We start from the raw sequence: 22,430 nt of genomic DNA, 5'->3' as shown, positions 1-22,430 counted from the left end.
GCGCTTTATCGGTATTTTAGGTATTATATAGATTATTTAATGTAAATATTATCCTATGTTTTTTGAAGTTAGACTGTTATTTTTGTAAATTTAACAGAAAGAATCTTACGATAACTATGAATACACGAAACACTATAGCCCTTGCAGGAACTATTTTATTATTTATGTCCTGTGCGACAAATCCATTTACAGGTAAACAAACACTGGCATTAGTACCCAATTCTCAGATTTTACCAATGGCTTTTCAACAATATAATCAGTTTTTGGGAGAGAATAAGGTGATACGTGGTACATCTGATGCACAAATGATTAGTAGAGTTGGTCAGAAAATAGCAAAAGCATCAGAACGTTGGTTGAATGCCAATGGATATCAAGGATATCTTAAAGATTATAAATGGGAATACAATCTAGTAGATGATAAAAATGTAAATGCTTGGTGTATGCCTGGGGGTAAAATTGTATTTTATACAGGAATTTTACCTATTGCAAAAAATGAAAATGGGATAGCCGCAATAATGGGACATGAAGTCGCACATGCATTAGCAAATCATGGACAACAACGCATGAGTGCAGGTCAACTTCAACAAGTAGCAGGAGCCGCCACAGCGATTGCTATAAGTGGTAAAGATGAAAAAACACAACAAATTGTAGGTACTGCCTTTGGTTTAGGTAGTCAATTTGGAGTAATGTTACCTTTTAGCAGAAGTCATGAGACAGAAGCAGATCGTATAGGGTTACAGCTAATGGCAATTGCAGGATATAATCCTGATGAAGCAGCAGAGTTATGGAGACGTATGAAAGCAAATAGTGGCGGACAAGCACCACCAGAGTTTATGAGTACTCACCCTTCAAGTGATACACGTATTGCAAACCTTACCGCATGGGCTCCTTCTGCTAAAGCAGAAGCTAGAAAATTTGGAATTACTTCCTTTAAATAATTGTAAAGACTACATTCTTAAAAAGATTATACTTATTTTAGAAGCTGTTCTGGGAATTCCCAGAACAGCTTTTTTTATGTGATATTTTTTTGTTTTTTCAAGACTTGATTTTTTTTTCTTTAAAAACAATCACTTAGATTCGTTTTTGTATTACAACTTTAAAAATAATTATGAAAAAAATACTACCAAAAGGACATAAAAAGTTATTGAATGCCTGGGCTTTTTATGACTGGGCAAACTCAGTATATAATCTAACCATATCATCAGCTGTATTTCCTATTTTTTGGGGAGCATTGACCATAACAAAAGATGATGATGGTACTATAATTAATGATACAGTCCGGTTTTTGGGATATGACTTCAATAATGATTCTCTAATTAGCTATGTCACAGCATTAGCGTTCTTGGTAGTTTCTATTATTAGCCCACTCTTATCTGGTATTGCTGATTATGTTGGTAATAAAAAGAATTTTTTAAAGTTTTTCTGCTATTTGGGTGCATTATCTTGTATAGGACTTTATTTTTTTGACCTTGACCTTAATGAGGATCCCGATTATTTATGGTTCGGACTACTATGTTATTTTCTAGCATTAATAGGATTCTGGTCAAGCTTGGTTTTTTATAATTCATATTTGCCAGATATAGCTTTTCCTGAGCAACAAGATGCTATCAGTGCCAAAGGCTATTCGTTGGGGTATATAGGGAGTGTTATCCTACTTATTTTAAATTTAATAATGATAATGAAATACGATTGGTTTGGTTTTGAAAATGAATGGATGCCTATGAAGATTTCTTTTGCCATGGTAGGGATATGGTGGATAGGATTTAGCCAATATACCTACTATCACCTTCCAAAAGGAAATAAAAAAGATGTGTTGACCAAAGCAGTAGTTTTTAATGGTTTCAAAGAGTTGAAAATGATCTGGAAATCTTTGAAACAAGACAAAAGACTACGTAGATATCTAGGTGCTTTTTTTGTATACAGCATGGCAGTGCAAACCATAATGCTGATAGCTACTTATTTTGGTATAGAAGAATTAGATTGGGGAGAGCAAAATGCTACTACAGGATTAATTATAAGTATTTTATTAATTCAATTAGTAGCAGTATTAGGAGCTATATTAACTTCTAAAGCATCTTCAAAATTTGGAAACATCAATACGCTAATCGTAATTAATATTATTTGGATTGGAATCTGTATATATGCATACACCGTTACTACTCCCAATCAGTTTTATGTAACCGCCGCTATAGTAGGGTTGGTTATGGGAGGAATACAAGCACTATCAAGATCAACATATTCTAAATTCTTACCTAAAGACGCTATAGATACAGCATCATATTTCAGTTTTTATGATGTATCAGAAAAAATAGGAATTGTGATAGGAATGTTTTCTTATGGTATTATTGCTCAAGTAACAGGAAGTGTAAGGTATTCTATTCTTTTTCTTATCCTCTTCTTTGTAATAGGGCTTATTTTGTTATTCAGAGTCCCAAAAACAAATTCCTAAAAAGATATTATTTAGTAACTGTACGGTTTAAACGACTTTGTAAAAAAGGATAGTACGCTATAAGATGTTTTATCCTTTTTTTATGCATTTTATCTACTTTTTTGAGATTTAATATAGTTTGTTATTAAATATAATTTTGAAATATAATAATATTGGAAACCTTATCGTTATTAGCTACTTTTATATAATAAAACTCATTACAATGAAAAAAATCATCTTATTATTGGCTGTTGTATTAATGGCCTCTTGTAATACTACTCAGCAAACTGTTATTGCTGCCAAAAAAACACTAAAAGGAGAATGGTCTCTTGATGAAATCACGTATGATCGCTCAGGGATATTTGAAGTAAACCTTTATAATGATGCTCCAGCAGAGTGTTTTAGCGGAAGTGTTTGGAAGTTTATCCCAAATAACAATACAGGAAAATATGTAGTAAACCAAAGTAGTTGTGTTTCTACAGGAGCTAGAAATTTTAGATTTACAATCCCTAAGCCAGAATCAAATGGTGATTATAGCTTTTTATTTAAACCTATAAACGAAAAGAAAAAAAGCACGAATAACAATGCAGGGTATAGAATGTTGTTAAAACATTTAGATACAACAACAATGACATGGACAATGACTGTGAGTCTAGAAGGGAAACCTTTTGTAATCACGATGAACTTTAATAAACTACAATAACACTCAAATTTTTAAATGATGAATGCAAATCTCAAAAAATTAGCGGTTGCAGTTATGGCTGTTTCAATGTTTACAAGCTGTGAAGCCGTTAAAAATTCAAACAATACACAAAGAGGAGCTGTAATAGGTACTACAGCAGGAGCTGTGCTTGGAGGAATTATAGGAAATAATGTAAAAAAGAAGAATTCTGCTCTAGGTGCTGTAATTGGCGGTGTTGTAGGTGGTGTTGCCGGGGGGGTAATCGGTAAACAAATGGATAAACAAGCTCAAAAAATAGAATCAGAAATACCAGGAGCCGAAGTAACTAGAGTAGGAGAAGGTATTGATGTAGTATTTGATGAGAATAGTGGAGTTTATTTTGATACTAATAAATCAGCTATCAATGCAAAGTCAAAAGCAAATCTTAATAAACTTGCTGGTATTTTTAAAGAATATCCAGATACCAATATTGTTGTAGAAGGACATACAGATAATACAGGTAATGATAGTTACAATATGACATTGTCTCAAAAAAGAGCAAATGCAGTAACTAACTATTTAGTATCTCAGGGAATAAGTAAAAATAGATTAACAACCTATGCACATGGAGAAACATTGCCTAAATATGACAATGCAACACCAGAAGGAAGAGCAAAAAATAGAAGAGTAGAACTTGGTATTGTAGCGAATGAAAAAATGAAGCAAGATGCAGAAAAACAAGTGAAACAATAAAATTTTGTAATATTTGATTCAAAATCCCGACTATACAGTCGGGATTTTTTTATGCTCTAATTTTACGTATCTTCATTACATAAATATGCATTCACACGTTATAATTATAGGAGGAGGATTGGCAGGGTTAACTAGCGCTATCCATTTGGCAAGAGCAGGAGTCCCTGTTACTCTGGTAGAAAAAAATGTATACCCTAAACACAAAGTCTGTGGAGAATATATATCTAATGAGGTGCTTCCTTATTTTGATTTTCTAGATATCGATGTTCAGAGTTTACAACCCACTAATATTTCAAAATTTGTTATTACTACGCAAAAAGGGAATCGTATAGAGAGTGAATTACCTCTAGGTGGATTTGGTATAAGTAGATATACGCTAGATTATTATCTCTGGAACAAAGCCGCAGTTTCTGGGGTACAATTAATACAAGATCAGGTAATAGATATAAAATATAAGCAGAGTATAGGTTTTAAAATAGAAACCGCAAAAAATCAAATGCTCACAAGTGATTATATAATTGGCGCATATGGAAAACGTGCACAGTTAGATAAAAAATTACAACGTGATTTTAGCTTTAAAAAATCATCTTGGCTAGCGGTAAAAGCCCATTATACTGCTAATTTTGATCCCAATACGGTTTCCTTACATAATTTTGATGGAGGATATTGTGGCCTTTCTATGATAGAAGAACAAAAGGTGAATGCTTGTTATCTTGTAGCATATGATAGTTTTAAAAAGCATAAAAATATTACAGATTTTCAAAAAGAAATAATGGAGCAAAATCCATATTTACATAGTTTTTTTAAAGAAGCTACATTGCTTTTTGAAAAACCAATAACGATCAGTCAAATCAATTTTGATAAAAAGAAAGCGGTAGATAATCATATCTTAATGGTAGGAGATGCTGCAGGTTTAATTCATCCACTTTGTGGTAATGGAATGGCAATGGCTATACAAGGTGCTCAAATAGCTAGTAAGCTATTGGCTACTAATTATTTTGAAACTACAAAAAAATCAAGAAAAGAGATAGAAAAACTATATAAAAAGCAATGGGATCAAGCATTCTCTAAACGATTATATACAGGTAGGATTTTGCAAAAAATACTACTCAATGATACGCTACAAGAATTCTCTTATACGTTGGCAAATACGATACCTGCCATTGTACCAAAAATTATAAAACAAACTCATGGAGCTCCATTGATATGCTAGTAAATCTTAAACATAGAAGCAATGAGGTAGAACTTATGGATGATCCAAAAGTCAATAAAAAAGACCTCTTGGTAGCTTTATCAGATATATCTAGAGCTAATCAACTACTAGGGGGGAATAAAATAACAATTAGAGCTGTAGATAAGTTGAGTAAAGATGTGCTCAATAATAGCTGTATAAGTATTCTTGATTTAGGATGTGGAAATGGGGAGATGTTGAGGGCAATAGCAGATTCCTTTAGAAAACAGAAAAGAGCTGTAAAATTGATAGGTGTAGATGTAAATAAAAAGAGCATAGAATCTGGTAAAAAATTAAATATCTCATATCCAGAAATATCAATATATCAACAAGATATTATAGATATAGAGCCATCTCAATTTTCATGCGATATTGTTATTTGTACATTAACGCTACATCATCTCAGCAATCAAGAGATAGAGAAAGTGATAAATAAAGCTATAAAATTAAGCACTATTGGAGTAATTATAAACGATCTTCATCGTAGTACAATAGCCTATTATTTGTTTAAATTATTTAGTTTCTTTTTTATAAGAGGATTTATAGCAAAAAATGATGGGTTGGTTTCTATAAAAAGAGGGTTTAAAAAGAGTGAGCTACTAGATTTAGCAAACAATCTTAATTTGAATACTTATTCCATTGACTGGAAATGGGCTTTTAGGTATAGATGGATCATAAAACAACAATCACAAAGATAAAACTGTAAATAATTTGAGTGTAAAAATTGCTGCCGTAACCAAAGAGCTCCCACAATACAAAAGAGAGACCAAAGAAATAGTACCCTTTGTTTCTAGGTGGTTATCGGATCAGAACGATCGTTTCAAACGGAAGGTTCTCAAAATTTTTGAAAATGCTGCTGTAGACAAACGCTATGGCATCATGAGTATAGAAGAAGTGTTTTCTGCAACTTCGTTTGAAGAGAAAAATAATATCTATGTGCGAGAGATTAAAAAACTAGGAGTTTCTGTGCTAAAAAAAGCTTTAGAAGAAATAAATTGGACACCAGAGTCTATAGATTATATTATAACAGTAAGCTGTACAGGCATCATGATTCCTTCTGTAGATGCATATATTATCAATGAGCTACAACTCAAACAAGATATTGTACGACTTCCTGTTACAGAAATGGGATGTGTTGCAGGGGTTTCAGGAATTATTTATGCCAGAAACTTTCTACAAGCCAATCCAGGTAAAAGAGCAGCTGTAATAGCGTTAGAATCTCCAACTGCAACATTTCAACTAGATGATTATAGTATGACCAATATGGTAAGTGCTGCCATTTTTGGTGATGGTGCTGCTTGTGCTTTATTATCTTCAGAAGAAAATATAGTTGGGCCTAAAATAATAGGCGATGAAATGTATCATTTTTATGATGTGACTACAATGATGGGATTTAAGCTTAGTAATGGAGGTTTGCAAATGATTTTGGACCCAAAGGTTCCTGAAACCATCGCTTCACATTTTCCACAAATCATTCATCCATTCTTATCAAAACATAATACAACGATAGAAGAAGTCGATCATCTAATTTTTCACCCAGGAGGAAAAAAAATTGTACAAACAGTAGAAGAGCTTTTTGGACATATGGGCAAAAATATTGAGGATACAAAGGCGGTTTTAAAAGAATATGGTAATATGAGTAGCGCAACAGTTTTATACGTGCTAGAACGATTTATGAGGCAAAAACCTTCCTCTGGAGAAACAGGGTTGATGCTTAGTTTTGGTCCTGGTTTTTCTGCTCAACGTATATTATTGGAATGGTAATTTTTTTGATGAATTAAACAGCATTTAAATTTCAGTATGAGTAAAGATTTTATAAATAAAAATGAATGGGCACTTATTCTAGGTGGTAGTAGTGGTTTAGGACTAGCATCAGCCAAAAAACTAGCACTTCATGGTATGAATATTATCATTGTGCATCGCAACCGAAAAAGCGAAATGAAACAGATAGACACTGATTTTAATGAGATTAGAGAAATTGGTATTGAATTCCTTTCGTTTAATATAGATCTACTGAAAGAAGATAAACAAAAAGAAGTAATTACAAACATCAAGAATACGATTGGTAACGGATTGATAAAAACAATTATACACAGTGTTGCCAAAGGAAACCTAAAACCAATGGTAGATGCGACACATGTGCTAAAAAATGATGATTTTCGATTGACAATTGATGCTATGGCAATTAGTCTTTATGACTGGGTGTCAGCTGTATTTAAAGCCCAATTATTTACAAAAGATACGAGAGTTATCTCTTTTACAAGTGAAGGAAATACAAAAGCATGGACTAATTATGCAGCAGTTTCTGCCGCCAAAGTTGCGCTGGAAGCGATAAGTAGAAGTATTGCTCTAGAATTTGCACCTTATGGGGTGAAAGCAAACTGCTTACAACCTGGCGCTGTAGATACACAATCATTACGAATGATACCGGGATATGAGCAACTTATAGCAAATAGCCTGCAACGTAATCCGTTTAATAGAATAACAACCCCAGAAGATGTAGCTAATGCTGTATATTTATTATGTAAAGATGAAGCCGCATGGATTAATGGTTGCATCATACCAGTAAACGGAGGAGAACATTTAAATTAAAATAAATAGATGATGAAAAATATATTAGTACTGTGTTTGCCCATGCTATTCTATAGTATGTCGTGTAAAGAAGATAATACAATAGCAGAGGGTGATATTTCTGAACCTAATTTTCAGGCAGAAATTATTAGTGTTACTGTTTCTGGGGATGAAGGCAACTATTCTTTTGCCGTAGGGATTAAAAGCCCTGATAAGGGTTGTGAGCAATATGCAGATTGGTGGGAGGTTATTTCTGATGAGGGAGCACTTTTATACAGGAGAATTTTGGCACATAGTCATGTGAATGAACAACCTTTTGTAAGATCTGGAGGGCCGATAGCAATAAATAAAGAGCAAACAGTCTATATACGCGTTCATATGAATACGAGTGGATATAGTGATAAAGTTTTTACAGGTAATGTAAACCAAGGGTTTAAAAAAGGTACTTTAGAAAGTACGTTTGCCGTTGATTTACAAACAAAAGAACCACTTCCTGATGGGTGTGCATTTTAAATCAATTTTATTTTGAATAAAGAAAATATCATACAGAAATTACCATATACCAAACCTTTTCTATTTGTAGATGAAATAATAGAGATAGATGATATACATATTAAAGGGGCGTATACATTTTTGCAAGATGAGTATTTCTACAAAGGTCATTTTAAAGATAACCCTATAACTCCTGGAGTTATTCTTACCGAATGTATGGCTCAAATAGGAATGGCATGTTTTGGGATTTATCTATTAAAAGGAGAGTGGAATCAAGCAAAGAATGGGATTGCCATAACTAGTAGTGATATGAATTTTTATAAACCAGTGTATCCAACAGAAAAGGTGGTTGTAATTGCAGAGAAGGAATATTTTAGATTTAATAAGCTTAAATGCAAAGTAGCGATGTATAACTCAGAAGATATTTTGGTTGCCAAAGGAATTGTTTCAGGAATGACTTTTATAAAAAATGATGAATAAAAGAAGAGTAGTTATAACAGGTTTAGGTGTAGTTGCTCCAAATGGAACGAGCGTTTCAGATTTTAATAATAATATCCAAAAAGGAAAAAGTGGAATTCGTTATATTGAAAAACTAAAAGAATTAAATTTTTCATGTCAAATAGCTGGAAAACCATTATATAAAGAATCTTATTTAAACAATTACTTTAATAATATTCAGTTAAAAGGATTGAATGCTTCTGGAATGGAATATGGAGTTATCGCAGGAATGGATGCATGGAAAGATGCTGGATTATCAATCAATAATTCTCAAACTCCTCTTTGGGATACAGGAGTAATTTTTGGAACAGGAATCTTAGGAGTTGATAAATTTCGTGAAGCAATTTATAAAGTAGATGAAGGAAAAGTAAGAAGGTTAGGTAGTACTAGTGTCACACAAACAATGGCAAGTGGTATTAGTGCTTTTTTAGGAGGAATGCTTGGGTGTGGTAATATAGTTACCACAAATTCCTCTGCCTGTAGTACAGGAACTGAAGCTATCTTGATGGCCTATAATCATATTGCACAAGGTAATGCCGAAATTATTCTTGCTGGAAGCACAAGCGATAGCGGGCCGTATGTATGGGGAGGTTTTGATGCGATGCGTATTTTGCCTTATAAATATAATGATAACCCTACCAAAGCATCGCGACCAATGAGCGCAACAGCCAGTGGCTTTGTTCCTGGTAGTGGAGCGGGAGCTTTAGTTATAGAAAGTTTAGAAAGTGCGCAAAAAAGAGGAGCTACTATTTATGCAGAAATTTTAGGAGGACATGTAAACAGTGGTGGGCAACGTAATGGAGGGAGTATGACTGCTCCTAATAGTCAAGCAGTACAATACTGTATTCAAAAGGCTATTACCAATGCACATATTAACTCTAAAGATATCGATGCTATCAATGGTCATTTGACTGCCACCACTATGGATAGTATAGAAATACAAAACTGGAGCGAAGCCTTGGGGAGAAAAGGGAAAGATTTTCCTTATATTAATTCACTCAAAAGTCTTGTTGGCCATTGTCTTGCAGCTTCAGGTAGTATAGAAAGTGTTGCCGCGGTATTACAACTCAAAAATGGATATGTTTTTGGAAACATTAATTCTGAAGATTTACACCCCGCTATAGAAGCTTTGATACCACGAGATCAAATTCCTCTTAAAACAATTAATAAACCTCTTACCATTATAGCAAAAGCTAGTTTTGGATTTGGAGATGTGAATGCTTGTGTTATTTTTAAAAAATACTAGATTAAAAAACAATTATTTTAATACATCACAATGCATATAATTTTTTTCAATAAAATATAGAATACAACGGTATGAATAAAGAAGAATTACTATCAAAATTAAAGGCTATTATAACTCCTTATGTACAAAATGAAGAAGGACTTAAAAATCTCAATATACATACTGATTTTATTAAAGATCTAGAGATAAACTCAGCAAATTTGGTAGATGTAGTGCTAGATGTAGAAGATGAATTTGATATAGAGATAGATAATGAATCTATGGAGAAAATGCTTACCGTAGAAGCTTCTATTGCTATTATAGAAAGTAAATTACAAGAAAAATGATTGGTAATGATATCGTTGATTTTCAAGTAGCCACCCAACAAAGCAATTGGCAGAGGAGGGGGTGGTTACAAAAAATATATACAGGTGTTGAGCAACACTATATTTTGACTTCAGAAAACCCAGAAACATTGATTTGGAAGTTTTGGAGTATGAAAGAAGCTACGTATAAGGCTCACCAGAGACGTTTTGGGTTTTCCCCTAGGTACAACCCCAAAAGTTTTGAATGTACGCTCAAAAATAAAGTAAATGTAGACTCAGAGCAATATGATCTTAATGTTCAAGTCTTTAAATACTATGTTCATAGTATTGCTTTTACTTCAAAAGTATCATATACTACTGCAGTCTATAAAAATGAGAGAGAGATTTATACTAAAATAAAAGAAAAAATCGCAGAAGAATTTGATATATCAACAGTCTCTATAGTAAAAGATAAAAATCGAATCCCTGTGATTTGCATAAATAAAGAAAATACTACTATTCCTGTATCATTGACACATCATGGTGATTATACTGCATTTGTCTTTCAGAAATCAAAATAATTAAAAATAGTATGGAGTTAAAATTTATCTACCCTAGATGGGGAAGTGCAGATATGAAATGGGAAACCTTTTTGAAGAAGGTGAAAAACGCGGGATATCATGGTGTTGAGATTGATTTACCACTAAACCCCCATGCGAAAAAAGAAATCTTATCAATCCTTGCTGATTACGAGTTAGAATTTGTGGGGCAACATTGGGAGACAAAAGAACTTGATTTTAAAACACATTTGGATACATTCAAGAAACACCTGTACAACTTAGCAGAAGCCCAGCCCTTACTCATAAACTCGCATACGGGACTGGATTTCTTTTCAATTGATAAAAATACTTTATTACTTCAAGCGGCGGCAGATATCGAAAACGAAACAGGAGTACCTATAGCACATGAAACTCATAGATCTCGATTTTCTTTTGCATCGCATGTTTGCTATTCATATTTAAAAGAATTTCCGGATCTAAAACTTACTTCCGATTTTTCACATTGGTGTTGTGTAGCAGAATCATTGTTAGAAAATCAAACAGAAGCTGTTACCAAAGCTATTGAACATACCTATCATATACATGCCAGAGTGGGTTCTTCACAAAGTCCTCAGCTATTAGATCCAAGAGATCAGCGATATGGTATAGAACTATCTACATTCAAAAAATGGTGGAAAGCTATGATTGATAATGCTGAATTACAAGGTAGAACGTTTATAACCATCACTCCTGAATACGGCCCTTATCCATATGCTAATTACCTACCTAATACAAATGAACTAATGGGGGATCAATGGGAAATTAATCAATTTATAAAAGAAGAAATTATAAGTAATCAAAGTAAAGGGAAATAGAAATGTATTTTTAATTTATTCTTTTTGTGATCATCATGAATATGAATATTAAAATCACTGGTGTAAATTATTGTTTTTCCTAAAAGTTTTTTATCATATAGAGAAAAGGTAATAATTACTTCTTTTTGAATTCCTTTGATTGTAAGAAGACCAATAACCTTGTATGTATTTTGCTCAAAAGCGACTACTTGCGTGCTTACAAAGGATATTTTAGGGTATTTTTTTTTATGGAAAAACTTTTCCCACATCAAATGACCATCACGCAAAAAATTATTGGTATCTAATGTTTTAACAAGTGCTGTACCACTAAATACAGCATTTTCTACATTTTTAGGACTAAAATTAATTTTAAAATCTAATCCAGAGATTGTTCCAGAAGTCTGGTCTTCAATAAAATTAAAAGATATTTTAGAATTCTCTTTATCAATATCTAATTTTTGTGAATCATCGATTAAGGCATAATCTGCCGCACTAAAATCTTGACTAAATCCTTGGATAGAAAGAATACTGATTAAAATATAAAAAAGTGTTTTCATATGTTATGATTCATGTTACAAGATAAAAAATAATGAAGAACTCATTACATAAATGCATCTCATTTTGACTAATGTATAGTATAAAAGAGAATTTTTTATTTTTTTAGAGTATAACAACTCTTAAAATAAATATAAATCATTAATAAGTAGTGGGTTAAAATCAAAAAAAAGTGATAAATTAGAAAGAGAGTTCATTGTTAATTAGGTAATTCATATAAAACTTAATGATTATGAGTAATAAAGAGAATCACACTAAAAAAAGACGATTTGCAGATTTCCAAAATAAATATAGAAGATCTTCTAATTTTGGATATGGGTCAAAAAGAGATCGTTTTGCTATTGCCGGAAATGGTGATTTATCGGTATCAAATAACCTTAATGATCTAGAAAAAAGTACATCTTAAAATTAAATACTAGGGTGTTATTGTCTTTTTTCTTGATATTTTGATATAGATAAGAATGCAAACAGAAAGGACTGCACAGGTCAAAAAACCTACGAATAGAGGTAGGGTAGTACCTGTAACAAATCTACCTATGTAAGTACTTATAGGAACAGCCATAATGGTTGAGATAAATCCCGTAATTGCCGCTCCAATTCCTGCAATATGTCCAATAGGTTGCATAGCCAAAGCTCTTAAATTTCCAAACAGAAAGCCAATCGCAAAAAACTGCAAACCAAAAAAAAGGAGTAAAACTTCAATCCTTGGATTTGGGGAATTATAAAACAATACTATATAGAGAAAAGAAATGCTTAAAAAAGAAATGAGAGAAATGGTAACTAGTTTTTCCATTCCATATTTTACAACCAATGTTCCATTTAGAAAAATAGCTGTACCTATAGAAATTGCCAAAAGACCAAATATATAGGGAAATTCATCTTTGAGATGGTACTGTTGCTCAAATATTTGTTGAGAAGTACTCAAATACACCATAAAAGAACCTGTAATAAAACCTGAAATAATAGTAAAACCGATCGTTGTTTTCTGTTTAATCAGTTCCAGAAATCCATCAATAAAAATAGAAGGAGTAAACTTAATGCGCTTTGATTCTATGAGTGTTTCTGGTTGTCTTTTCCAAAACCAAAATGAAATTAGTAGACTAAATAGTAGCTGTATATAGAATATTGCTTGCCAATTATAATGATCCAAAACAGCTTTACCCAAAGCTGGAGCAATAATAGGAACCAGAATAAAAACTACCGTAATAAAAGACATAATACGTGCCATATAATCACCACTATAAATATCACGAATCATGGCAATACTGATCGTTCTAGGTGCAGAGAGTCCAATACCTTGTAATATTCTCCCTAAAATCATCATTTCTACACTTGAAGAAAAAACACAAATAAAACTTGCAATAATAAATAGAAAAATACCAATGTATACAATGGGTTTTCTACCCAGACTGTCAGATATAGGGCCAAAAATTAACGGACCAATACCAAGACCTAAAAAGATCATGGTGATTAATAATTGATTATCGGCAACCTCGGTAGTTCCAATGGTCGTACCTATAATATCTAATGCTGGCAAAAGCGCATCAATAGCCAAAGCTACTATAGACATTAAAGATGCCATAAGGGTTACAAATTCAAACTGAGCTAACTTACTTTTTTGCATCTGGCAAAAGTAATGTATTTGGATCACAAAGATTTAAAGTAAAATGTTATAATTATGTAACGTTATATCATTTTTGATAGTCCTTAATGGGAATGTTTTTTGAATCAATACCAATCACATAATTATGAGAAATAGTAACTCTATAATATCTAATAAACACAAATTAAAACTGTTTCAAATATCTAAGAAAAGGTGTAATGTGCTTGTAATAGGAATTGTATGTTCTATTTTTTTATCAGGAAAACAAATATATGCGCAGAAAAGAGAAAAAGCTGTAAATGATGTAGGGCATGAGAAGTCAAAATTAGCAATCGGTGGATTTTCATATTCTGGACTGTCAAGTCGTGAACAACATTCATATTTTACAATTAACTATAAAGTAAATTCGAATTTATTTATAGAAGTACAGGGATATAATGATACATATCTATTTGCAGGTGTTTTTAAAGTACCAATTAGAGGAAAATTGTATTTGACAGATAAATTCCATCTTTCTTCTGGTTTGGAAATAGAATATACACAAAATGCTGATATTTATGATAAAATAACAGCTCCGTTACTACAGACTAAAGTTATAAATGGTATGGGGTATGATTTTGATACTAATTTTTCTTTAGAGGTAAATCATAATCTAAACTTTGGTGCATCAGAGCTTGGATATTATGGAACCTCAAACTTATTATATGTGAAAGGAAGGTTTAAGTTTTAGAAATTAAAATAGCATATTTATAAACTGATTAACTGGGTTTTAGGTGTTAATATTTTAAAAAATGGTATGTTATTTGATACAATTATTAGTATATTTTCAATAAAAATGAAAACTCTTTTTTTAATATTTACAAGCTGTTTACTAGTTAGTTGCGGAAGCTCACAAAATCTGGAGATATCTACAGGGAAAAGTAAGGTTTTAGACGAATTGGTGGCACAAAAAAAACTCGAAATCATCTCTGATTGGGCATCTCCGTTAGCGAGTAGTAGTCTTAATGCATTGTCGAATAGTGGTTTATTTCCAGCAGGAAGTACAGCAAATAATATAAACCTAATCGGAAACTTCAATCATTTTAGAATTCTGGGAGATAGTATTTCTGTGTATTTACCATACTACGGTGAACGTCGAATATCTACAGGCTTTAATAATAGGAATAATAATATAGAATTTGATGGTGTGCCAGAAGATGTTAAGATTACCTATAATGAGAAAAAACAACGGTATTTGATGAAATTTGGAATTAGGAATGCTACAGAATGGCTTAGAGTATCAGTAACACTATATCCAAATATGAGAAGTGATATCATGATACAGAGTAACCACCGAACATCAATACAATATAGAGGTAAAGTAGTAAAGCTTGAAGAAAAAAGTAATAATACAGTATCGAATAATTAGTTGTAATTTGAATCAATAACAGGGGAGTTTTTAAATACACTATTTTACATAATATAAATTATAGTACAAATATATATTGTAGCAAATTGGCGTATACGTAGTATTTTACATAATTGCAGATATAACGACACCGTTAGGTGTTTTATATCGTCAGCAATTATGTAAAAGCCAATTTGCGGCATCTATAGTTCTATTGTAACTATAATGTAGTATTATGTAAAATATCCCACTGTGATTCTATTTCGTTATAAACTTAGCTACTGGGGTCATTAATATTTCTTTAAGACGTTTATGATTAAACCTCACGTTTGACATTTGTAGCTATAATTTGCCGTTATGTAAAATTGCCGCGCCCAACCGCTTTATTGTTTTGTAAATAAAAATGCTTAATGCATTTTTCTCTACACACAATTTGCCATCGCTTGGCCACACCAAAAAAAGCAAAACTTTTAGGAAGTTTATAAATCGCGTATTTGATCAATCATACGTAAAAAAAGTTTTTATGCGATTCTCGTGAAGTTCCCGCAAGAGTATAAAATTACTCTGCGAGATAATTTCTATACACTTGCTATAATTCTGCTATGATTCAACATTTTTAAAAGTTTGCATTATCTTTTTCCTTGATGAAAAAGAAACAAAAAATCAAGGCTGCACAAAACTTTGGAAACAATGTACGGCGCAGTCGCTATATTTTAGAAAGCATTCTGACTTATAATATTGCTTAGAACTAGAATTAATACTTATAGCTTTGGTTAAACTTTAGTACTAAACCTCTAAAATATAAACGCTCCTTTACCTATTGTTTTCTCCAAAGTTTTCTGAGGCCGTTTTACCAACGCTACATCTGGGTAAAAACGCACTAGTTCTATTTTACATAATATTATAAAACTAAACTTTTAGTTTATCAGTCATCTTTTCTAACGAGTTTTGCTCTAATTCTGGGATTGTATTACTAGATACTTTAATCTCCCAATTAGATAAACTAGGTATTAAACTTACTTCGTTCTCTATGAATATGTTACTTTCAGAATGTGATAAATCTTTCGAAGGAATTAAATAAACAACCTTTGGTGCTGCTCTATTATTAAAACTAAAACGATAAACAAGTTATCTTTTAGTTCTCCTAAATCTTGTTTTGCTATTTTAATACTGCGTTGCGAAGTATCTAAATCTATGGATTGTAGATATATTTCGTTACCCCCAATTAAAAAATCTACTCCTTCCCTCCCATTATTGAAAAACTTTATGATATATAAAAACCACCTTCTTTTACTTTTGGAGTAATTGAAGGACAATACTCTTTAAAAACATTTATAAATATTTCAGAAATTTTAACTTTTAAATCTTCAAAATCAATTGATTTGCATTGATAAAGAGCTGCATCATGCATAGGTAAAATGAAATCTACATTTTTTATTGTCTTATCGACTTCAATCAATGCTGTTTTAAATATTAAAGAAGCTGTAGCTTGTATTTTATGGCTTAGAGCAATATGGTAATCCTCAGTAATAATTCTATTATTACCCATATCCGTTCCAATTTTACCTTTTTTCTTTGCTTCAGCTATAATATCTCTAGTATATTTTTGAACATCTATAAATTGTAAGAAATAGGCTTTTTCTTTTTTTTCTAAAGATTTATCTCCGTAAATATTTCGGTAAAATAGAGTTTTGGCTTTCCCTCTTTTTTCGTCCGTACCATTCACAAATTCAGATATATCTTTATAAATATCTGAATCATATAGATTTATGAGTAATTTATCTTTACTTAAATGAGCCAATATTCCAGCTTCAAATTGCGAAAAATCTATATAAAGTAATTTATATCCAGGATCTGCGGATATTATTTCTCTCGTTCTTCGCCTTAGGTTTTGTAAAGCAGGTTCTCTTAGTGTAATTCTGGAAGTTATTGTGCCAAACCCAATGTAAGAAGGAAAAGTTCTTGTCTGAGAACCTTTTGCTGCTTTTAGATAAAGTAAACAATCTAAATCCTTTTTTGTACGCAATTGTTGATAAAACAAACCGCATGCATCAGAATGATCTTGATGATTTTTAAAAGTCCTCTCTAAACTTCCCACAACATTTATATTATTTTCCTCTAAAAAATTAAGTTGAACTATTTTATTTTCGGGAGAATAGACATTATGTGTTAATTGCAAAGTGTTTTTTAGCGAATACAATTCTTTTTCTAATTTTTGAATTTTTGAATTTAAAATGGTTGAATTTATAGCAATCCCTAATCTTTGTCTCTTATAAATTAAATCATTTATTGGAATTTCAATTTTAAAAAACCTATCCAATTCTTCCGCTTTAGTTTTGTTAAGTATATCTTGAATAAATACTGCAATATATTTTAAATAATCATCAATATTTTCAGCATCGATTTGATATTCATTTAATAAAATATCCATTTCTTTCATTAACTTAAATAGGCTCCATCTTTTTTGAAGAGTCAAAGGCTTAGCTTTTTGAATGAATTGTTTAGAGAAAGATTCAATATCTACTAATTTTGGCGAATCTATTGAAGAATTATATTCTTCAATATCTTTAAGAAATATTTCAATTTGGATAGAAAAAATAATTTCACCCTTTTCTATATCATTTAAAAGTTTATCTATTTTATATCTCTTAGATAACTCGTCTTTAAATGAAAATGAGAACCAATCATCTCCATACTTTAATATCGCTCTACCTTTCATAATGAATATATTTGTTGTAATTCGATTTCTAATTCTTCATTATCCTGTTCACCAGCTATATACACTAATTCTTTGTTTTTATATTTATGTAGACTTTTATGAATAGCTTCATGAGGAGATCTTTTGTTGAAAATATCTTCTGTTTCAAATCCTCTAAGGACTATTAAAGTTATTCTTTCTTGAAAATGACCTCTGGCAAAACCCTCTTTGTATTTACTAAGGATTATTCTCCTATAGTTTATGTCAATACTACCCATATAAATCATCAATCCAGCAACGACTGGTTTATTAATCTCATCATTAGATTTTAATAATTTTGATGCAAATTGTGAGAGATTTACAGATTTTATTTTGTGCTTTGCAAATAATAACCATAAATGATAGCACTGCCATGAATAGATATTATAGGAGTCCTTGAGAACAATTTGCTCGATTTTAACCCAGAATTCTTTTGGAATACTTTCTTTATCTAGGATTCCAATTAATGAACATAGTTGTGGTGTAATCCATGGTTTTTCTATTAGTAAATTAAAAGCTTCTGAGAATAGATTTTGAAATTTACTTTTTTCATCAATTGTAACTCCTTTTGCGTAACATTTTTTAATAGTCGTAAGTGCTAAAGATAGTGTTCTTTCATCTTTCAATCTTCCTTCCGAATCTTCTTTGATTTTTTCTAATATTATTTTTATAGCAAGGTGGAATGCTTCATTTATTATTCCTTGATTTGACGAATTTGCTAATCTAGATAAAGTACTTCTTTCAAGATCAAAAAAAGATTGGTAAGCATTAGTGATTTCTAGTTTATTCTCAACATCATTAGGTTTTAAATCAATAATCTTTGTTTTTTGTCCATTTATTGAAAGTTTTAAATTCCTTAGCTCCATTTCAAGTAATCTGAGAATTCGTCTAGCTTCAAACTTATCATTACAGAATATTTTTATATCATCCATAAATCGATAGTATTCTGGAACCAAATGACACATAAACACATCCAATTCACTTAAATAAAAAGTTGCTAATAAAGAAGAGGCATCACTATTTTGTGGGATACTAGTATTTGACTTTTTACTAAATATTTTCAATGCTTTTTTTAATTCAATAGAGGCATTTCTCTCGTTGTCTGTCTTAGCAATAGATGTAACTTTCTCACAAAGCAGGTTAATGTCAATATTATCATAGAAATTCAATACATCTATCTCTATAATATATTTGAAGTCTTTAGATCGTTCTTCAATCTTGTATTGCATTTTTTTCCATTGTTCAACACCAGAAATAATTAAACCTCCTGTATGTAGTTTATTGAATCTAGCTGAATAAACGAATGGTTTAATACAGTTATCGATTGATAAACCTAACACTTGAACAAGAGCAGCATAGAAAATTCGATCAGGATAAGAGATGACCATTGCTTTTCTTAAAGTATAAGATTTTTTTGGCAAAAAAAATGTTTCAGTAGAAATAGTTTCATACTGCTTGCCTTTTAAATTATCTCCGAAATAATCAAATAAGAAATCATAATTACTTAAATCAACAAAACTTAATGGGTCATGAAACCAGTCATCTTTAGAGTCAACCTTTACATGCTTAATAGCTAATTCTAAATTGAGGCTTACGTTATTTATTTTTGCATTATCAATATCTATTACAGTATCATCTTTGACAATTCTCCTTTTATTGTTTACAACATCCATACACAAAGTTTCTAACTTGTGCTTGCTTAGTAAATGATTTATTTCATTAAAAGTGATATCAACGGCATCGACAATATTTTCATTAAATTCCTCTGATGGAAGTCGCATAACAATTCCTTGTAATATCGGAATATCTGTTGAGATAATTCCAGATCCTGATGCACCATGAAGATCTTCTTTTTTTCCAAATTTATTAAGCTGATAAAGTTGTTCTTTTGAATCAACTCTTTCATAATTTAAAGGATATAACCTCGTATTAGACTTATTAATTATTGAATATGAAATACAATTTACATTACCTATATCTGAAACTTTTATTATTGGAAATTGGTAAACATTAGACTTCTCAACTAATAAAATAGCTAAATCTTTATCTGTGAAGATTATTCTTTCTCTATATTTATTCTTCGAGAATCTTTCTAATAGAGTGAACTTTTTGTTTTCATAAAATGAAACTTCAACTTTCGTAATATCTTCTAAGATAACATGTTCGTCTTCAGCATCATTTTTAAATGTGTGCTTAGTTGTTAAAACATAATCGAATTGACTATTCACAGATGTTACATATAAAAAACCAGTAGATTCGAATTCAACTCCTGCAACAAAAGCATTAATTCTGACTGAGCATTTTTTATATATTTCAGAAGGTGTATCCATTATCAGAATTATTAGGGATTAATTTTATATTATGACTTTTTCTTTCCTCGGCTGTTATACCTAATAAATCAATTACAGTAGAATAATTAAAGATGAAATTAATTTCAGTTTCATTTCGATTTAAAAAATTGATAACCTTTAAAAAGGTTTTTTTGTTTGGTAATTTGTTATTATTACCATCTGTACTTATTAGAAAAGAATCACATTTTATTTTTTCGATTATTTTTTTTGTAATATTTCGATTACTACCATGATGTGGTAGTTTGAAGAAATCATATTTAATGTATTCTCCTCCATTTTTTATATATAATGAGTCAATAATTTCCTCTAATCTTTTTGGGGTAACGTCAGCTGTTAAAAGACCTTTTCTCTCTCCTTTTTCAATTTCAAAAACAACACTTGTTTTGTTTGGTATTGAATCATCAAGACTTTTGTCATGAATAAAATTTTTAAGAGATTTTAATGAATTGTGCCAATCACCATTACCTCCATTTGACAAATATTTTTCAGGAGTTTTATCTGCATAATTGTCAATAATTTCTTGTGTTGGTGATAAAGTTTTTAGTTTAAACTCACCTACATTAATTTCATTTGCCCCCTCAATTAAAAGTCTATCACAAGTTAAATCTAGTTCTCTAATAAGAACTTCTATTTCATATGCTTGTTTATAAGATAAATAATTAGATTTTTTTGATAACCTTAGACCATTTATTAATTTTGGAGAATTAAAAAACACCTGCTTAATAAAGTCTTTTGGAGCTCCATATCTTCCTTTTTTGACTTCATTCAAGAAAGTTAAGACCCCTTCAATATGATCAGCATCATGATGAGTAATCACTAAATAATTTACACATTCATTCTTGCTTTTTATCTCATCAAGTTCTTTTATTAAGAATGATGCATCATCCCCTCCGTCAATAACCATATTCTCTCCTTTACTTGATATTAATATGGAATCTCCTCTTCCCGCTTTTAAAAACTTAATACCTTTCATCGTTACTTCTCTTTAACAAATCATTTCATGAACATTGTGAATAGTCAATTTATCAGTTCAAATGATTATTAATATTATTTATATAAATACTTTACTATAATTTTAATTTATTCCCTACTCAATCCATCCAGTTTAAACCATAAGCTGAATTTTAGAATCAATCTTAACTTTCAAGATGTGAGAGTTTACTTATTATTTTTAAAAATCGTGATCCACTACATTTTAGCTAATTTCGTAAGTTTCTCTTTTGCTTTTTTGCATTAGTATTTTATGAGAATTCTCAGATTTATAAGCTAGTTGACAAATTTCTTCCCAAGAGTCAGGGATGAATACACCACATAATTTATTTAAAACATAAAAGCAGATTTGTGAAAAACAACCTTGGCAATTTAGGAATAAAAATTTTTCTATAATTATGGGAAACCCTCAATTCTTTATAAAAATTAAGGTAAATATTCCCTTCTTTCGATATGTAAAACCAGTTGACAAAACAAACACTTATTAATCAGTTGTTTAACAAAATTAATTCCAATTGTACGTAACAAGCATAGGCTAACGGTTTAAAAACATCTATTGAGTGACTAATTTCATAATTAACAGTATCTCTCATAAAATTCATATAAGTTTCCATCCAATGATCACCTATTTTTCCATTAGGTACATTCATTAGTCTGTAAACTATTTCTGATATTTCTATAAAATAAAGTTCCGTACCGCAAAGCCCTATTTGATCTAAACCATATAATAATTGACTATGCTTTAAATCTTGTTGTATGAGTTCAATGATTAATTCTTTGTTTTCCATAGTGATTATATGTTTAAAATGGTATAAATATTGATTAAACCAATACAAACATAAGTATAAACAATGAATTTTTAAAATATTATCACTGTTTTAAAGCATATTAATATAGTTTTAAACAATGTTTTTGTTGGAAAAACCAGTGTTCGTAGATACAGCAGATTGTATGAAACTATCATTATTACTAATTTTACTGTATGGCAGAAAGAATAAATAGAATAAAAGAAGTACTGATTATTAAAGGGGTGAGTCAAAAAGAACTAGCCGCCGAGCTAGATAGAAATCCTAATACCGTTACTTCTATGTGTAATAATAAATCACAACCGCATTTAAAAGATTTAAAGCGTATTGCTGAGATTTTGGATGTGGATATTAGAGAATTATTAGTGCCTACTAAAGAATCTAAGTCATAGCACTTTTTATTTAAACATTTTGGATAGTTAGCCATTTCACACACATTACACT

General features: G+C 30.8%; 24 protein-coding genes. 18 read left to right on the top strand and 6 right to left on the bottom strand.

All coding sequences use genetic code 11. The annotated features are described in order from the left end of the window. Positions 1–116 precede the first annotated feature (116 nt). The 14 genes from DG508_RS16200 (at position 117) to DG508_RS16135 (ending at position 11,578) form a co-directional block, all read left to right on the top strand. The gene (locus tag DG508_RS16200; RefSeq protein WP_108869149.1) at positions 117–938 is read left to right on the top strand and encodes a M48 family metallopeptidase; all 822 of its coding nucleotides are present in this window, start codon (positions 117–119) and stop codon (positions 936–938) included. A 170-nt stretch (positions 939–1,108) separates the two neighbouring features. After that, positions 1,109–2,449: an MFS transporter gene (locus tag DG508_RS16195; RefSeq protein WP_108869148.1), complete on the top strand. Its 1,341-nt coding sequence runs from the start codon at positions 1,109–1,111 to the stop codon at positions 2,447–2,449. A 202-nt stretch (positions 2,450–2,651) separates the two neighbouring features. Then, entirely contained in the window at positions 2,652–3,131 is a 480-nt protein-coding gene (locus DG508_RS16190) for a lipocalin family protein (protein WP_108869147.1), read from the top strand. Positions 3,132–3,149: 18 nt separating this feature from the next. Then, positions 3,150–3,842 carry a YiaD family glycine zipper/OmpA-like lipoprotein gene (locus DG508_RS16185; RefSeq protein WP_108869146.1) on the top strand — a complete coding sequence of 231 codons (693 nt, stop codon included), beginning with the start codon at positions 3,150–3,152 and terminating at the stop codon, positions 3,840–3,842. A gap of 85 nt (positions 3,843–3,927) precedes the next feature. Further along, positions 3,928–5,055, top strand: coding sequence for an NAD(P)/FAD-dependent oxidoreductase (locus tag DG508_RS16180; protein WP_108869145.1), 1,128 nt, complete (start codon positions 3,928–3,930; stop codon positions 5,053–5,055). Then, entirely contained in the window at positions 5,049–5,771 is a 723-nt protein-coding gene (locus DG508_RS16175) for a methyltransferase domain-containing protein (RefSeq protein WP_108869144.1), read from the top strand. Before DG508_RS16180 ends, DG508_RS16175 begins: the two co-directional genes overlap by 7 nt. Before the next feature lie 13 nt (positions 5,772–5,784). After that, complete coding sequence (locus DG508_RS16170) at positions 5,785–6,837, top strand: type III polyketide synthase (protein ID WP_108869143.1); 1,053 nt, start codon at positions 5,785–5,787, stop codon at positions 6,835–6,837. A gap of 36 nt (positions 6,838–6,873) precedes the next feature. Beyond that, positions 6,874–7,665: an SDR family oxidoreductase gene (locus tag DG508_RS16165; RefSeq protein WP_108869142.1), complete on the top strand. Its 792-nt coding sequence runs from the start codon at positions 6,874–6,876 to the stop codon at positions 7,663–7,665. Positions 7,666–7,674: 9 nt separating this feature from the next. Next, a complete protein-coding gene (locus tag DG508_RS16160) occupies positions 7,675–8,157 on the top strand; it encodes a hypothetical protein (protein ID WP_159090871.1) in 483 nt (160 codons plus the stop codon). 12 nt (positions 8,158–8,169) lie between these two features. Beyond that, a complete protein-coding gene (locus DG508_RS16155) occupies positions 8,170–8,616 on the top strand; it encodes a 3-hydroxyacyl-ACP dehydratase FabZ family protein (RefSeq protein ID WP_108869141.1) in 447 nt (148 codons plus the stop codon). Next, entirely contained in the window at positions 8,609–9,880 is a 1,272-nt protein-coding gene (locus tag DG508_RS16150; protein WP_108869140.1) for a beta-ketoacyl-[acyl-carrier-protein] synthase family protein, read from the top strand. The genes DG508_RS16155 and DG508_RS16150 overlap by 8 nt, the downstream gene beginning before the upstream one ends. A 71-nt stretch (positions 9,881–9,951) precedes the next feature. Further along, positions 9,952–10,206: an acyl carrier protein gene (locus DG508_RS16145; RefSeq protein WP_108869139.1), complete on the top strand. Its 255-nt coding sequence runs from the start codon at positions 9,952–9,954 to the stop codon at positions 10,204–10,206. After that, entirely contained in the window at positions 10,203–10,745 is a 543-nt protein-coding gene (locus DG508_RS16140; protein ID WP_108869138.1) for a 4'-phosphopantetheinyl transferase family protein, read from the top strand. The genes DG508_RS16145 and DG508_RS16140 overlap by 4 nt, the downstream gene beginning before the upstream one ends. 11 nt (positions 10,746–10,756) lie before the next feature. Next, positions 10,757–11,578 (top strand): sugar phosphate isomerase/epimerase family protein, encoded by an 822-nt coding sequence (locus tag DG508_RS16135; protein ID WP_108869137.1) that lies wholly within the window; start codon positions 10,757–10,759, stop codon positions 11,576–11,578. On the opposite strand, the gene DG508_RS16130 is transcribed toward DG508_RS16135, so the two are convergent. Further along, the gene (locus DG508_RS16130) at positions 11,560–12,114 is read right to left on the bottom strand and encodes a YceI family protein (RefSeq protein ID WP_108869136.1); all 555 of its coding nucleotides are present in this window, start codon (positions 12,112–12,114) and stop codon (positions 11,560–11,562) included. The genes DG508_RS16135 and DG508_RS16130 overlap by 19 nt on opposite strands. Positions 12,115–12,344: 230 nt before the next feature. Here DG508_RS16130 and DG508_RS21070 point away from each other — a divergent pair, with 230 nt between their 5' ends. Beyond that, positions 12,345–12,518, top strand: coding sequence for a hypothetical protein (locus DG508_RS21070; protein ID WP_159090870.1), 174 nt, complete (start codon positions 12,345–12,347; stop codon positions 12,516–12,518). 9 nt (positions 12,519–12,527) lie between these two features. On the opposite strand, the gene DG508_RS16125 is transcribed toward DG508_RS21070, so the two are convergent. After that, positions 12,528–13,736 carry a multidrug effflux MFS transporter gene (locus DG508_RS16125; protein WP_108869135.1) on the bottom strand — a complete coding sequence of 403 codons (1,209 nt, stop codon included), beginning with the start codon at positions 13,734–13,736 and terminating at the stop codon, positions 12,528–12,530. Between the two features lie 124 nt (positions 13,737–13,860). Here DG508_RS16125 and DG508_RS16120 point away from each other — a divergent pair, with 124 nt between their 5' ends. Together DG508_RS16120 and DG508_RS16115 are read left to right on the top strand one after the other, a co-directional pair. Then, entirely contained in the window at positions 13,861–14,445 is a 585-nt protein-coding gene (locus tag DG508_RS16120) for a hypothetical protein (protein ID WP_108869134.1), read from the top strand. 105 nt (positions 14,446–14,550) lie between these two features. Beyond that, positions 14,551–15,123 (top strand): DUF4251 domain-containing protein, encoded by a 573-nt coding sequence (locus DG508_RS16115; RefSeq protein ID WP_159090869.1) that lies wholly within the window; start codon positions 14,551–14,553, stop codon positions 15,121–15,123. A 1,243-nt stretch (positions 15,124–16,366) separates the two neighbouring features. Here the strand turns inward: DG508_RS16115 and DG508_RS16110 are convergent. From DG508_RS16110 to DG508_RS16095, 4 genes are all read right to left on the bottom strand, one after another. Beyond that, positions 16,367–17,821 (bottom strand): DNA polymerase, encoded by a 1,455-nt coding sequence (locus DG508_RS16110; RefSeq protein ID WP_108869132.1) that lies wholly within the window; start codon positions 17,819–17,821, stop codon positions 16,367–16,369. Further along, positions 17,818–20,169 (bottom strand): RNA-directed DNA polymerase, encoded by a 2,352-nt coding sequence (locus DG508_RS16105; RefSeq protein WP_108869131.1) that lies wholly within the window; start codon positions 20,167–20,169, stop codon positions 17,818–17,820. The genes DG508_RS16110 and DG508_RS16105 overlap by 4 nt, the downstream gene beginning before the upstream one ends. After that, positions 20,153–21,163, bottom strand: coding sequence for an MBL fold metallo-hydrolase (locus DG508_RS16100; RefSeq protein ID WP_108869130.1), 1,011 nt, complete (start codon positions 21,161–21,163; stop codon positions 20,153–20,155). The genes DG508_RS16105 and DG508_RS16100 overlap by 17 nt, the downstream gene beginning before the upstream one ends. A 505-nt stretch (positions 21,164–21,668) precedes the next feature. Continuing rightward, a complete protein-coding gene (locus DG508_RS16095; RefSeq protein ID WP_108869129.1) occupies positions 21,669–21,968 on the bottom strand; it encodes a hypothetical protein in 300 nt (99 codons plus the stop codon). Between the two features lie 194 nt (positions 21,969–22,162). Here DG508_RS16095 and DG508_RS16090 point away from each other — a divergent pair, with 194 nt between their 5' ends. Next, positions 22,163–22,378, top strand: a complete 216-nt coding sequence (locus tag DG508_RS16090) for a helix-turn-helix transcriptional regulator (protein WP_108869128.1) — start codon at positions 22,163–22,165, stop codon at positions 22,376–22,378. The last annotated feature ends 52 nt before the right edge of the window (positions 22,379–22,430 follow it).

It is taken from the genome of Aquimarina aquimarini (genome assembly GCF_900299535.1).
Lineage (GTDB): Bacteria > Bacteroidota > Bacteroidia > Flavobacteriales > Flavobacteriaceae > Aquimarina > Aquimarina aquimarini.
The sequence above is the reverse complement of the archived record's forward strand: the minus strand, read 5'-3'. Positions and strand labels throughout refer to the sequence as shown.

Bases quoted from the DNA above. Each gene is read 5' to 3' on its own strand.
- DG508_RS16200 (WP_108869149.1), top strand. From the start codon at position 117: ATGAATACACGAAACACTATAGCCCTTGCAGGAACTATTTTATTATTT.
- DG508_RS16195 (WP_108869148.1), top strand. From the start codon at position 1,109: ATGAAAAAAATACTACCAAAAGGACATAAAAAGTTATTGAATGCCTGG.
- DG508_RS16190 (WP_108869147.1), top strand. From the start codon at position 2,652: ATGAAAAAAATCATCTTATTATTGGCTGTTGTATTAATGGCCTCTTGT.
- DG508_RS16185 (WP_108869146.1), top strand. From the start codon at position 3,150: ATGAATGCAAATCTCAAAAAATTAGCGGTTGCAGTTATGGCTGTTTCA.
- DG508_RS16180 (WP_108869145.1), top strand. From the start codon at position 3,928: ATGCATTCACACGTTATAATTATAGGAGGAGGATTGGCAGGGTTAACT.
- DG508_RS16175 (WP_108869144.1), top strand. From the start codon at position 5,049: ATGCTAGTAAATCTTAAACATAGAAGCAATGAGGTAGAACTTATGGAT.
- DG508_RS16165 (WP_108869142.1), top strand. From the start codon at position 6,874: ATGAGTAAAGATTTTATAAATAAAAATGAATGGGCACTTATTCTAGGT.
- DG508_RS16160 (WP_159090871.1), top strand. From the start codon at position 7,675: ATGATGAAAAATATATTAGTACTGTGTTTGCCCATGCTATTCTATAGT.
- DG508_RS16150 (WP_108869140.1), top strand. From the start codon at position 8,609: ATGAATAAAAGAAGAGTAGTTATAACAGGTTTAGGTGTAGTTGCTCCA.
- DG508_RS16145 (WP_108869139.1), top strand. From the start codon at position 9,952: ATGAATAAAGAAGAATTACTATCAAAATTAAAGGCTATTATAACTCCT.
- DG508_RS16140 (WP_108869138.1), top strand. From the start codon at position 10,203: ATGATTGGTAATGATATCGTTGATTTTCAAGTAGCCACCCAACAAAGC.
- DG508_RS16135 (WP_108869137.1), top strand. From the start codon at position 10,757: ATGGAGTTAAAATTTATCTACCCTAGATGGGGAAGTGCAGATATGAAA.
- DG508_RS16130 (WP_108869136.1), bottom strand. From the start codon at position 12,114: ATGAAAACACTTTTTTATATTTTAATCAGTATTCTTTCTATCCAAGGA.
- DG508_RS21070 (WP_159090870.1), top strand. From the start codon at position 12,345: ATGAGTAATAAAGAGAATCACACTAAAAAAAGACGATTTGCAGATTTC.
- DG508_RS16125 (WP_108869135.1), bottom strand. From the start codon at position 13,736: ATGCAAAAAAGTAAGTTAGCTCAGTTTGAATTTGTAACCCTTATGGCA.
- DG508_RS16120 (WP_108869134.1), top strand. From the start codon at position 13,861: ATGAGAAATAGTAACTCTATAATATCTAATAAACACAAATTAAAACTG.
- DG508_RS16115 (WP_159090869.1), top strand. From the start codon at position 14,551: ATGAAAACTCTTTTTTTAATATTTACAAGCTGTTTACTAGTTAGTTGC.
- DG508_RS16110 (WP_108869132.1), bottom strand. From the start codon at position 17,821: ATGAAAGGTAGAGCGATATTAAAGTATGGAGATGATTGGTTCTCATTT.
- DG508_RS16105 (WP_108869131.1), bottom strand. From the start codon at position 20,169: ATGGATACACCTTCTGAAATATATAAAAAATGCTCAGTCAGAATTAAT.
- DG508_RS16100 (WP_108869130.1), bottom strand. From the start codon at position 21,163: ATGAAAGGTATTAAGTTTTTAAAAGCGGGAAGAGGAGATTCCATATTA.
- DG508_RS16095 (WP_108869129.1), bottom strand. From the start codon at position 21,968: ATGGAAAACAAAGAATTAATCATTGAACTCATACAACAAGATTTAAAG.
- DG508_RS16090 (WP_108869128.1), top strand. From the start codon at position 22,163: ATGGCAGAAAGAATAAATAGAATAAAAGAAGTACTGATTATTAAAGGG.